This is a genomic window from Rhodopseudomonas faecalis (assembly GCF_003217325.1).
Taxonomy (GTDB): Bacteria; Pseudomonadota; Alphaproteobacteria; order Rhizobiales; family Xanthobacteraceae; genus Rhodopseudomonas; species Rhodopseudomonas faecalis.
On the sequence record NZ_QJTI01000009.1, the window covers coordinates 142,451 to 153,562 of the forward strand.

Below are 11,112 nucleotides of genomic sequence, written 5' to 3' on the forward strand. Positions count from 1 at the left end.
GCCTTGTTCAGCGTCGCAGAGGGCCGATGCCCTCGATCCGCATTCCTGTCAGCGCAAACTGGACGCCGGCCAGACTGGCGCTGCTCGGCGTCGGCCTGCTCGCCGCCGCCGGCCTTCTCGCCGATGGCGCGCTGCATACCGCGCTCGCCGCCAATCCGTTCGGCGCGCCGCCCGGCAGTGCACCCGAGCCGCAAGCGGGCGGCGTGATCGGCTGGCTGCTGGCGCAGCAATCGGCGTTCTACAAGCAGATGACCGGCACGATCCGCGCCGCCAAATCCGATGGCAGCGCGGTCTGGACCCTGATCGCGATCTCGTTTGCCTATGGCGTGTTCCATGCCGCCGGCCCCGGTCACGGCAAGGCGGTGATTTCGTCCTATCTGGTCGCCAATGAGGAAAGCGCCCGGCGCGGCATCGTGCTGGCGCTGGTGTCGTCGCTGTTGCAGGCGCTGGTCGCGGTGACGATCGTCGGCGTTGGCGCCTGGCTGCTCAACGTCACCGCCAAGACCATGTGCAGCGCCGAGCGCGCCATCGAGATCGCCAGCTACGTGCTGATCATCGTCTTTGGCGCAGGGCTGGTCTGGAACAAAGGCGGCAACCTGATCCGCACGCTGCGGGCCGGATCAACGCCCGCTGTGGCGGAGGTCCCCGCCGGGACCGGCGCCGCTGATCATCACGGCCACCCTGACCCTGCCCCCCAGGCAGGGCACGATCATGGGCCAGAGCAGCCGTGCCCGACCTGCGCGGCACAGCATGGCGCCGCCAACGCAGCTGCGCATACCCACCATCACCATGACGATGCCGCGCCGGGCCATGCTCATGTCCACGACGCGCATTGCGGCCATTCACACGGGCCGGAGCCGGGCGAACTGGCCGGTCCGGGCGGCTGGAGCCGTGGCTTCGGCACGGTGCTGGCCGTCGGTCTTCGCCCCTGTTCCGGGGCGATCCTGGTGCTGGTGTTCGCGCTGGCCCAGGGACTGTTCTGGGCCGGCGTTGCCGCCACCTTTGCGATGGGTCTGGGCACCTCCATCACGGTGGCGACTATCGCCATCCTGGCGGTGTCCGCCAAAAGCGTGGCACGGCGCCTAGCGGGGAACCGGCCGGGAGCCGGCACCTTGATTGTCCGCGGCGTTGAATTCGCCGCCGCAGGGCTGGTGCTGCTGTTTGGACTCGGGCTGCTGCTGGGTTATGTCGGCACCGAGCGCGTCACCTGTCTTTAAGAATATCAGGATCAGAAAGCGCAAAGCTGCGTCTCAGAAGATGGACGAACGCATGCGCCGCCTTATCTTGACAATGATAAGCCAACGCGCGAAGCCACGGGCCCTATGACGGTGATTGTTCCCATTCTCGGCGCTGAGCCCGCAGCCGATTCGGCTCCGGACCGGATCGGCGTGCTTCTGGTCAACCTTGGTACGCCCGACAGCGCCGACACCAAGGGGGTTCGGAATTATCTGCGCGAGTTCTTGTCGGACCCGCGGGTGATCGAGAACCAGGGCCTGTTCTGGAAGCTGGCGCTCAACGGCCTGATCCTGCGGACCCGTCCGGCCCGCAAGGCCAAGGACTACCAGAAGATCTGGAACACCGAGACCAACGAATCGCCGCTGAAGTCGATCACCCGGGCGCAGCGCCAGAAGCTGGCCAACAGCCTGGCCGCGCATCCGAACATCATCGTCGATTGGGCGATGCGCTATGGCAATCCCTCGATCCGCTCGCGGATCGCCGCCCTGCATGACCAAGGCTGCACCCGGATCCTGGTGGTGCCGCTCTATCCCCAATATTCCGCGGCCACGTCCGCGACGGTATGCGACGAAGCGTTCCGGGTGCTGAGCGAGATGCGGGCGCAGCCGACGCTGCGGGTCACGCCGCCCTATTATCGCGACCGCGCCTATATCGACGCACTGGCCGCCTCGATCACCGCGCACCTCGCCACGCTGCCGTTCGAGCCGGAGCGGATCGTGGCGTCGTTCCACGGCATGCCGCAGGCCTATATCGACCGCGGCGACCCGTACCAATCGCAGTGTCAGGCCACCACCGACGCGCTACGCGCCAAGCTTGGGCTCGACGAGAACCGGCTGCTGATCACCTTCCAGTCGCGGTTCGGCTATGACCAGTGGCTGCAGCCCTACACCGACAAGACCATCGAGGGCCTGGCCAAAGAGGGCGTGAAGCGGCTGGCCGTGGTGATGCCGGGCTTTGCCTCCGACTGCCTGGAAACGCTGGAAGAGATCGCCCAGGAGAACGCCGAGCTGTTCCTGCACAATGGCGGCGAACACTTCACCGCGGTGCCCTGCCTGAATGACAGCGACGGCGGCATCGCCGTGATTCGTCAGCTGGTGCTGCGCGAGCTGCAAGGCTGGCTGTAAGTCAGGCTGACTGTAAGTCAGGCTGGCTATAAGGTTGGCTTTTAAGGGCCGGCTGTAACAGCGCCCGCGCCGCTCCTCCCCGTATCCTGTGTCTTGCCGTCGGCGCCGCAACCCCACAAGGTTGCGGCTGATTGATTTGCCGAAGCAGCCCAGACGGAGACGGCTATGGACCTCCTCAATGGTTTCGACATCTTTACCATTACGCTCGTAACGCTTGTCGTTCTCACGCTGCTCGCCGGCGTGAAAACCGTGCCGCAAGGTTTTGCCTGGACGGTCGAGCGCTTTGGCCGCTTCACCCGCACGCTGCAGCCGGGCCTCAATCTGATCATCCCGTTCTTCGAGCGCATCGGCCGCAAGATCAACATGATGGAGCAGGTGATCGAGATCCCGCAGCAGGAGGTGATCACCCGCGACAACGCCACCGTCACCGTCGACGGCGTCGCCTTCTTCCAGGTGTTCGACGCCGCCAAGGCCAGCTACGAAGTCTCCGATCTCAATCAGGCGATCGTGGTGCTGACCATGACCAACATCCGCTCGGTGATGGGCGCGATGGATCTCGACCAGGTGCTGTCGCATCGCGATGAGATCAACGAGCGGCTGCTCCGGGTGGTCGATGCCGCGGTGGCGCCGTGGGGCGTTAAGGTCAACCGCATCGAGATCAAGGATATCGTGCCGCCGGCCGATCTCGTGGAAGCGATGGGCCGGCAGATGAAAGCCGAGCGCGAAAAGCGCGCCGACATCCTGCAGGCCGAAGGGCAGCGGCAATCGGAAATCCTGCGCGCCGAAGGCGCCAAGCAAGCGCAGATTCTGCAAGCCGAGGGCCGGCGCGAAGCGGCCTTCCGTGACGCCGAAGCGCGCGAGCGATCAGCAGAGGCCGAAGCCAAGGCGACGCTGATGGTGTCCGACGCGATCGCCAATGGCGACGTCGCCGCGCTGAACTACTTCGTCGCCGACAAATACATCAAGGCGTTCGGCCAGCTCGCCGCCGCGCCTAATCAGAAAATCGTGATGTTGCCGATCGAGGCCAGCAGCATGCTCAGTTCACTCGCCGGGATCGGCGAGATCGCGAAAGCCACCTTCGGCGATAACGCTGTGAATCAAGATGTCCGGCGCGGCTCGGTGCCGACCACGGGCCCAACCGCGCCGCCGCAAGCACCGCGTTAAGGTCAATCCCAAACTGCGCGGCGCTACTCTGGTGTTCAGCAGGCAAAATCGGATATCGGTAATGGACCGCCGCTGCTGAGAGAAGGTTAATGACCGAGATGATCGCTTCGCTGGGAAGCTGGAATTGGCTGATCTTCGGCTTTGTGCTCATCGGGCTCGAGCTGCTGGCGCCGGGTATTTTTCTGTTCTGGCTCGGTCTTGCCGCGCTGTTGGTTGGCGGTCTGTCGCTGGTGACCTCGCCGTCATGGCAGGCGCAGCTACTCGCCTTCGCGCTGTTCGCGGTGTCGGCGGTGCCGCTGTGGCGGCATTTCGCCGTCACCAAGAATGGCGAAGGCAATTCGCCATTCCTTAACCGTCGCGCCGAAGCCTTGGTCGGCCGCGAATTCACGCTGGAAAAGCCAATCGTCGATGGCATCGGCACGGTGCGGGTCGATGATACGCTGTGGCGCATTGCTGGACCGGACACGCCGGCCGGCACCCGGATTCGGATCGTCAGCGCCGATGGCGTGCGACTGACGGTGGTCGCGACCTAAATCTCAAACGCGCGGTTACGGCTGGCCGACCACGCTCCAGCTCTTCACCACCGCTTCGCTGATCTGCCCCGCTTCATCGGCACAACTCACCTCGCCAATCCGGATCTTGATTTCCTTGCCGAGCAGCTTCTTGAGCTGCGCGGCCTGCTCGTCATTGGCGGTCACCAGCTGAAAAGTCTGCGGCCCGGTTTCGAGATTGCACAGCCCGCCGGGCGGCGGCAGCCGGCGCGGCTCGCTGACGATCTGAAAGGTGCTGACCCGCTTGCCGTCGACCCGGCTGCGCATCGCATTCAATTGGCCGCTCAGCACATCGCCGCGCGCCAGCACTTTCGGTGCCTGGGCGGCGCTGACATCGCTGCCCATCATCAGCACTGCGGCGAACGCCAGCAGCAATCCGCGTCGGGCTTCGTTGGCCATCTTTATCCTTCGTTGCGAGCTGATCAGAACAGCGTACGCTGCCGCATCGCGGCCGACAGCGTGCCTTCGTCGAGATAATCGAGTTCACCGCCGACCGGGACGCCATGCGCCAGCCGCGTCACCCGGACGCCGGCTTCCTGCAAGAGATCGGTGATGTAATGCGCGGTGGTCTGGCCATCGACGGTGGCATTGAGCGCCAGCACCACCTCGGTCACCTCGGTCTCATGGGCGCGTGCCACCAGCGCGTCGAGGGTGAGATCCTGCGGGCCGACGCCATCGAGCGGCGACAGCGTCGCGCCGAGCACGTGATAGCGGCCGTTCACCGCGTTGGCGCGTTCCAGCGCCCACAGATCGGCGACATCGGCCACCACCACGATGATCGACGGATCACGGCGCGGATCGGTGCACACCGTGCACGGATTTTGCGAATCGATATTGCCGCAGATTTTGCAGACTTGAATCCGATCGAGCGCGACCTGCAACGCCGCGGTCAGCGGCGTCATCAGCGCGTCGCGCTTCTTGATCAGATGCAGCGCGGCGCGCCGCGCCGAGCGCGGGCCAAGTCCCGGCAGCCGGGCCAGGAGTTGAATCAGCCGCTCAATCTCGGGCCCGGCAACCGAACCGGCCATGCTTACAGGCCGAGCCCCGGCGGCAGCGACAGACCGCCCGTCAGCAGCTTCATCTTTTCCTGCATCGCGGCTTCGGCCTTGCGATGCGCGTCGGCATGGGCCGACACCAGCAGATCTTCCAGCACGCCGACTTCGTCGGCCTTGACCAGCGACGGATCGATCTTGATCGCGCGCACTTCCATCTTGGCGCTCATGCGCACGCTGACCAGCCCACCGCCGGAAATGCCTTCGACCTCGACGCGATCGAGCTCGGCTTGCATCTCCTTCATCTTAGACTGCAATTGGGCGGCCTGCTTCATCATGCCGAGAAAATCAGCCACGGTCTGTTCCTTCCAAAACTGTTATTGATCGTCGCTATCGAGACTATCCGGCGCGTCATCGGCCGAATATTCCTCACCACTTGCCAGATTCGGCGGCTCGTCCGGAACGACCCGCCGCACTTCGATAACTTTGGCGCCCGGAAAACGCGCCAACACTTCCTGCACCCGCGGATCAGCTGCGGCGGCGCGCTCGCGTTCGTTCTGCTGCTCCAGCGCCTGGGCGCGCAAGGTCGGCTCGCCCTCTTCGTTCGAGACGATCACCGCCCAGCGCCGGCCGGTCCATAGCTCGAGCTTGCGCGACAGATCATTGATCAGGGTGCGCGCGGCCGAGCGCTCGAGCGCCACTTCCAGCCGGCCGTCTTCGATCCGCACCAAGCGGACGTCGGCTTCCAGCGCGGCGCGCGTGATCAGATCGCGTTTCTGGGTGGCGAGCGCCACCAGTTCCGGCAGCGTGTTGATCTTCACCTGCGGCGCGGCCGGGGTCTCGGCGGGCGCGGGCGCCACGATCTGCAGCCGGCCCGTGGCTTCCGCGGTGCCGCGCGGCGCCATCATGCGCGGCGCCGACAGCGACGGGCTGCCGGCAGGCGGCGACGCGATCGCCATCGCGGTGGTCGCCGGCATCGCCATGCTCGCGGACGGCGCCGAGGGCGCGGCCGAACCGCGGCCGCCGCCACCAACCGGCACCATGCCGCCGCCGTTCTGGTCGAGCATCTTGAGCGCTTCATCAGGCGTCGGCAGATCGGCGGCATAAGCGATGCGCACCAGCACCATTTCCGCCGCCGCGACCTGGCGGGTCGCGCTCTGCACTTCAGCGATGCCCTTGAGCAGCATCTGCCACATGCGCGACAGCACCCGCATCGACAGTTTTACCGCGTAGTCGCGCCCGCGCAGCCGTTCGGTCTCGCCATACGCGACATTGTCAGCGATCGAAGGCACCACTTTGACGCGGGTGACGAAGTTCACGAATTCGGCGAGATCGCTCAGCACCACCACCGGATCGGCGCCGGTGTCGTATTGATCGCGAAATTCTGAAAAGGCCGCGGCGATGTCGCCGGCGGCCAGATGGCCGAACAGATCGATCACCCGCGTGCGATCGGCGAGCCCGAGCATCTGCCGCACTGCGTCGGCGCGCACCACGCCAGCGGCATGGGCGATCGCCTGATCGAGCAGCGACAGCGAATCGCGCACCGAGCCCTCGGCGGCGCGCGCGATCAGCCCGAGCGCCTCGGCCTCGATCTCAACGCCTTCCTTGGCGGCGATATTGCCAAGATGCTGCATCAGCACGTCGGCATCGACGCGGCGCAGATCGAATCGCTGGCAGCGCGACAGCACCGTCACCGGCACCTTGCGGATTTCGGTGGTGGCGAACACGAATTTGGCGTGCTCGGGCGGCTCCTCCAGCGTCTTCAGAAAAGCGTTGAAGGCCGCGTTCGACAGCATGTGCACTTCGTCGATGATGTAGACCTTGTAGCGCGCGCCGGCCGGGGCATAGCGCACGCTATCGTTGATCTGACGCACGTCATCGACGCCGGTGTGCGAGGCGGCGTCCATCTCCAGCACGTCCATGTGCCGGCCTTCCATGATCGCCTGACAATGCACGCCGAGCACCGGCATGTGGATGGTCGGTCCCTTCACCGAGCCATCGGGCAATTCGTAGTTGAGCGCGCGCGCCAGAATGCGCGCGGTGGTGGTCTTGCCGACGCCGCGCACGCCGGTCAGCACCCAGGCCTGCGGAATCCGCCCGGTTTCGAACGCATTGGACAGCGTCCGCACCATGGCGTCCTGGCCGATCAGATGGTCGAAGCTGCTGGGGCGATATTTGCGGGCCAACACCCGATAGGGCGTCGGCGCGGCAGCGGCGGCCGTTTCGCCAAGCGCAAAACCCGGCTGCTCGGCAACGTCGCTCGGAGGAAGTGTCGGGGCGCCAGCGTCAGTCATCACTCGATCCGCAAGGGTTGTCTGTCGGAGCCGGGTTGCGGAAACGCACTGGCAATTGGGGCCGCCCTCGCCTCGCGGCTGCCCCGCCGGGGCACGATCCGGATCGAAGGGGGCTGGCCATGCAAAAGGCCTTCGATCGGTCGGAGCGTCAATTCGCTCAGAAAAACAAGTAGGAGACTGACGAGCGACCCGATCCGGACCTCGTTAGGGCTGCTTCCTTCCGGACCTGACCCGGTTGGCGAGTGGCTCGTCCACCGCCAATCTCCCGGTGCCTATTTGGCGCTAAACCGATCGGAATGCAAGCGTGGCGACGAGGACGGCGCCCTGTGGTAAAGCCCGGCGGTTCCGCAATGCTCCGCCGCCCCGCCGCGGCCTCCTTGGATCACGACGCCCCATGCCCGCTTCCGCCGCCACCTGGACGCTGCACCCGCAATTGCAGAAGGACACCGTCGACATCGGCGACCTGCCGTTGTCGCGCGTTCTGATCATCAAGGACGCCCATTATCCCTGGCTGTTGCTGGTGCCGCGCCGCGAGGACATCACCGAGATCATCGATCTCGACGAGGTGGCGCAGGCGCAATTGATGGCCGAAATCGCCCGGGTCGGCCGGGCGCTGAAAGAGGTCACCAAATGCGACAAGCTCAATGTCGCCGCGCTCGGCAATGTGGTGCCGCAGCTGCACGTTCACATCATCGCGCGCCGCACCAGCGACGCCGCCTGGCCGCGCCCGGTGTGGGGCGTGATGCCGCCGCTGGCGCATGACCCCGAGGAACTGCAATTGTTCATCAGCGCGCTGCGCCGGAAAATCTGGCTCAGCTGATCGAACCGGGCGCCTCCGCGCCCGCCCCGCCTGTCCCCCTCCGCGGCCGCCAGCGGCCTTCAGCCACGCGGACCTTCGTGCATGACCGCTTCTTCGTTGTTTCCGCTCGGCCATCCGGCCTTTGTCAGCCACGGCCTCGACCGCGCCGCGCATCTGCGCAATGACGACGATCATCTGTTCCGGCTGGAATCAAAGCCAACCACCCGCGCCTATGTGGTGCATCGCGATGGTCTGGTGCTGAAGCAGGAGGCGGGCGGCCCGCGCGCCCAGCTCACCATCGATGAAGCGATCGCGCTCGGCGCCAATCCCGGCACGGTGTTTCTCGGGCTGCGCGATGACGGCGCAGCGCTGTTCGGCATGGGCATGGCGCCGGCCGCGGCCGAGAAGTTCGCCGGCCGCGCGGATGCGCTGCTGACCGATCTGCGCGGCCTGGTGATGCAGGGCGTGATCCCGCCGCAGGAGCTGGCGGCCATCGCCACCGCCAAATCGCTGGTCGGCTGGAATCAGCGCCATGGCTACTGCGCCAATTGCGGCACCCGCACCACCATGGCGCAGGGCGGCTGGCGCCGCGATTGCCCAAGCTGCAAGACCGAGCATTTCCCGCGCACCGACCCGGTGGTGATCATGCTGGTGACGCGCGGCGACAAATGCCTGCTCGGCCGGCAGAAGCATTTTCCGCCCGGGATGTGGTCGTGCCTGGCCGGCTTTGTAGAAGCGGCGGAAACCATCGAAGACGCGGTGCGCCGCGAAATCTTCGAGGAATCCGGCGTGCGCTGCGACGATATCCGCTACTATATGAGCCAGCCCTGGCCCTATCCGTCGTCGCTGATGATCGGCTGCACGGCCAAGGCCAGCACCGAGCAACTGACCATCGATCATTCCGAGCTGGAAGACGCGCGCTGGTTTGCGCGCGACGAGGCGCTGCTATTGCTGCGCCGCCAGCATCCGGATCAGTTGAGCGGACCGCATCCATTCGCGATCGCCCATCATCTGCTGCGCCGCTGGCTGGAGCCGGAGGCCGCGCATGACTGACGTTTCTGCGCCACGGATTCTGTGCATCGGCATGCCGGTGCGCGATCTGACGTTCCGGATCGACGCAATGCCCGTGCGCGGCGCCAAGAAGCGCGCCGAGCATTTTGCGGAAATCTGCGGCGGCAACGCCATCAATGCCGCAATCGGCATTGCGCGGCTCGGCGGCCGCGCGCTGCTCACCGGGCCGATGGGCGACCGCACGGAGCCGGCGCAGCACACGCTGCTCGATCAGCTCGCGCGCGAGGGCATCGATGCCACCCATCTGGTGGCGATGCCGGGGCTGACCACGCCGGTATCGGCAGTGATGCTCGATGAGGGCGGCGAGCGCACCATCGTCACTTTCCGCGATCCGGGGCTGTGGCAGGTGAAGCTGCCCGATGCCGCGACGCTGCTGCCCTACTGCGACGCGATCCTGATCGAAAACCGCTGCGCACCGTTCGGCATCGAGCTGTGCGCTGCCGCGCGAAGCCGCGGGCTTGCCGTGGTGGTCGATATCGATCGGCCGATGGCGCTCACTGATCCGCTGCTGACCGTGGCCTCGCATCTGGTGTTTTCCAGCGACGCGCTGCGCGCCACCGCATCGGCAACGAGCGATGCCGAAGCGCTGGACAAGCTCGCGGCGCTGACGCCGGCGTTTCTGGCCGGCACGCGCGGCCCGCAGGGCACGATCTGGCGCGATGAAGCCGGCCGCTTGCAGGAAACGCCGAGCTTTGCGGTGCAGGCGGTCGATACGCTCGGCGCCGGCGACATCTTCCACGGCGCGTTCGCCTTGGCGATCACCGAGCGGCAAGCCATCAATGATGCGCTGACTTTCGCCTCAGCCGCAGCGGCGCTGAAATGCACGCGCTTTGGCGGCGCATTCGCGGCGCCCTGGCGCGAGGAAGTCGAGCAGCTGCTGCGCAGCGGCGCGCGTCACGCCTGATACCAATATCATGCTATCAAGCGTCATGGCCGGGCTCGTCCCGGCCATCTACGTCTTTGATGCTGCACGGCTCCTAAGACGTGGATACCCGCGACAAGCGCGGGCATGACGGCCTCATTGCTTTGGGGCCGCCCGATTACTGCTCCAGCACCATCCGGCCGTTGGCGAATTCAAAGCGCTTCAGCTTCGACAGAAACGAGAGGCCGAGCAGGTTTTCCGTGAGCGCCTGATCAGGCAGCACCAGCGCCGCGACGTCATAGGCCACGAGGCCTTCGATCTCGATCCGGGCGATCCGCGCAGGCGCGGCCTTCACCGTGCCATTGGCGGTGTTGACCGTGGCGCGGTAGTCGGCGCGCGCGGGCCGCAGCCCGATCTTGGCGGCCGAGCTTTCATTGAGCGCGATCACCGACGCGCCGGTGTCGATCATGAACGCCAGCCGCTGGCCATCGATGCGGCCATCGACCTGGAAGTGACCGCGCGCATCGCGCGGCACGTTGACGCTGCGGGGGCCGGCGCGCTGGGCCTCGTCGCGCTGCGACGCGACGCCGACGGTGCCGGACGTCGGAGTGTGAGCCATGGCCGGCGTCACCGACAGGCGATTGGCAAGCTCTGCCATCGCGGAACCGAGCAGCACCAGCACGCTCGCGGCAATCAGGATGTTACGCATAACGCCAACTCATCGAACCTTGCCGGGGCGGCCATTGCACCATGGCACTCGCGCCGCCGCGAGCGAACCGCGGCGCCGACAGGTCTTTCTTCGCCAAAAGGGTGAGCGAAGCGTTAATTGCGCTGAGAGCTTCTTCGGTTCTGATGGAGACAGAACCGAAGCTCTAATACCAACGGCTCCTACCATTGACTCGTCATGCCCGCGCTTGTTGTTTGGCCCGGGGACATCCCTGACGGGTGTTCAGGGACATAGCGGACACATCACAATGGCTGGAATGGCTCTTTTTGGGGAGGCGTTCCATGCCGTTTCG

General features: G+C 65.9%; 11 protein-coding genes, 1 other RNA gene and 1 pseudogene. 7 read left to right on the forward strand and 6 right to left on the reverse strand.

Features of this window, described 5'->3' with window-relative positions; all coding sequences use genetic code 11:
* Positions 1–26 precede the first annotated feature (26 nt).
* From BJ122_RS09580 to BJ122_RS09595, 4 genes are all read left to right on the forward strand, one after another.
* Positions 27–1,217 (forward strand): nickel/cobalt transporter, encoded by a 1,191-nt coding sequence (locus BJ122_RS09580; RefSeq protein ID WP_110780817.1) that lies wholly within the window; start codon positions 27–29, stop codon positions 1,215–1,217.
* A 105-nt stretch (positions 1,218–1,322) separates the two neighbouring features.
* The gene (gene hemH, locus BJ122_RS09585) at positions 1,323–2,360 is read left to right on the forward strand and encodes a ferrochelatase (RefSeq protein WP_110780818.1); all 1,038 of its coding nucleotides are present in this window, start codon (positions 1,323–1,325) and stop codon (positions 2,358–2,360) included.
* 165 nt (positions 2,361–2,525) lie between these two features.
* Positions 2,526–3,524, forward strand: a complete 999-nt coding sequence (locus tag BJ122_RS09590) for an SPFH domain-containing protein (protein WP_110780819.1) — start codon at positions 2,526–2,528, stop codon at positions 3,522–3,524.
* Between the two features lie 89 nt (positions 3,525–3,613).
* On the forward strand, positions 3,614–4,057 hold the full coding sequence (locus BJ122_RS09595; RefSeq protein WP_110780820.1) for an NfeD family protein: 444 nt from the start codon (positions 3,614–3,616) through the stop codon (positions 4,055–4,057).
* 15 nt (positions 4,058–4,072) lie between these two features.
* Here the strand turns inward: BJ122_RS09595 and BJ122_RS09600 are convergent, their stop codons facing one another.
* From BJ122_RS09600 to ffs, 5 genes and pseudogenes are all read right to left on the reverse strand, one after another.
* Positions 4,073–4,474, reverse strand: a complete 402-nt coding sequence (locus BJ122_RS09600; protein ID WP_110780821.1) for a hypothetical protein — start codon at positions 4,472–4,474, stop codon at positions 4,073–4,075.
* 23 nt (positions 4,475–4,497) lie between these two features.
* Positions 4,498–5,103 carry a recombination mediator RecR gene (gene recR / locus BJ122_RS09605; RefSeq protein ID WP_110780822.1) on the reverse strand — a complete coding sequence of 202 codons (606 nt, stop codon included), beginning with the start codon at positions 5,101–5,103 and terminating at the stop codon, positions 4,498–4,500.
* A gap of 2 nt (positions 5,104–5,105) precedes the next feature.
* Positions 5,106–5,429, reverse strand: a pseudogene (locus tag BJ122_RS09610) (YbaB/EbfC family nucleoid-associated protein); the annotation flags it as partial.
* Positions 5,430–5,444: 15 nt separating this feature from the next.
* On the reverse strand, positions 5,445–7,361 hold the full coding sequence (locus BJ122_RS09615; RefSeq protein ID WP_110780824.1) for a DNA polymerase III subunit gamma/tau: 1,917 nt from the start codon (positions 7,359–7,361) through the stop codon (positions 5,445–5,447).
* A 169-nt stretch (positions 7,362–7,530) separates the two neighbouring features.
* Positions 7,531–7,627: signal recognition particle sRNA small type (gene ffs / locus BJ122_RS09620), an RNA gene on the reverse strand.
* Positions 7,628–7,755: 128 nt separating this feature from the next.
* On the opposite strand from ffs, the gene BJ122_RS09625 reads away from it, so the two are divergent.
* From BJ122_RS09625 to BJ122_RS09635, 3 genes are all read left to right on the forward strand, one after another.
* A complete protein-coding gene (locus BJ122_RS09625) occupies positions 7,756–8,181 on the forward strand; it encodes an HIT domain-containing protein (protein ID WP_110780825.1) in 426 nt (141 codons plus the stop codon).
* An 81-nt stretch (positions 8,182–8,262) separates the two neighbouring features.
* Entirely contained in the window at positions 8,263–9,213 is a 951-nt protein-coding gene (gene nudC / locus BJ122_RS09630; RefSeq protein WP_110780826.1) for an NAD(+) diphosphatase, read from the forward strand.
* Positions 9,206–10,135, forward strand: a complete 930-nt coding sequence (locus BJ122_RS09635; RefSeq protein WP_110780827.1) for a PfkB family carbohydrate kinase — start codon at positions 9,206–9,208, stop codon at positions 10,133–10,135. The genes nudC and BJ122_RS09635 overlap by 8 nt, the downstream gene beginning before the upstream one ends.
* Before the next feature lie 136 nt (positions 10,136–10,271).
* Here the strand turns inward: BJ122_RS09635 and BJ122_RS09640 are convergent, their stop codons facing one another.
* A complete protein-coding gene (locus tag BJ122_RS09640) occupies positions 10,272–10,802 on the reverse strand; it encodes a TIGR02281 family clan AA aspartic protease (RefSeq protein ID WP_110780828.1) in 531 nt (176 codons plus the stop codon).
* Positions 10,803–11,112: the final 310 nt, after the last annotated feature.

Excerpts from the sequence above, each read along its gene's own strand:
- BJ122_RS09625 (WP_110780825.1), top strand. The coding sequence starts at position 7,756 with ATGCCCGCTTCCGCCGCCACCTGGACGCTGCACCCGCAATTGCAGAAG.
- hemH (WP_110780818.1), top strand. The coding sequence starts at position 1,323 with ATGACGGTGATTGTTCCCATTCTCGGCGCTGAGCCCGCAGCCGATTCG.
- BJ122_RS09580 (WP_110780817.1), top strand. The coding sequence starts at position 27 with ATGCCCTCGATCCGCATTCCTGTCAGCGCAAACTGGACGCCGGCCAGA.
- nudC (WP_110780826.1), top strand. The coding sequence starts at position 8,263 with ATGACCGCTTCTTCGTTGTTTCCGCTCGGCCATCCGGCCTTTGTCAGC.
- BJ122_RS09640 (WP_110780828.1), bottom strand. The coding sequence starts at position 10,802 with ATGCGTAACATCCTGATTGCCGCGAGCGTGCTGGTGCTGCTCGGTTCC.
- BJ122_RS09635 (WP_110780827.1), top strand. The coding sequence starts at position 9,206 with ATGACTGACGTTTCTGCGCCACGGATTCTGTGCATCGGCATGCCGGTG.
- BJ122_RS09595 (WP_110780820.1), top strand. The coding sequence starts at position 3,614 with ATGACCGAGATGATCGCTTCGCTGGGAAGCTGGAATTGGCTGATCTTC.
- BJ122_RS09600 (WP_110780821.1), bottom strand. The coding sequence starts at position 4,474 with ATGGCCAACGAAGCCCGACGCGGATTGCTGCTGGCGTTCGCCGCAGTG.
- BJ122_RS09615 (WP_110780824.1), bottom strand. The coding sequence starts at position 7,361 with ATGACTGACGCTGGCGCCCCGACACTTCCTCCGAGCGACGTTGCCGAG.
- BJ122_RS09590 (WP_110780819.1), top strand. The coding sequence starts at position 2,526 with ATGGACCTCCTCAATGGTTTCGACATCTTTACCATTACGCTCGTAACG.
- recR (WP_110780822.1), bottom strand. The coding sequence starts at position 5,103 with ATGGCCGGTTCGGTTGCCGGGCCCGAGATTGAGCGGCTGATTCAACTC.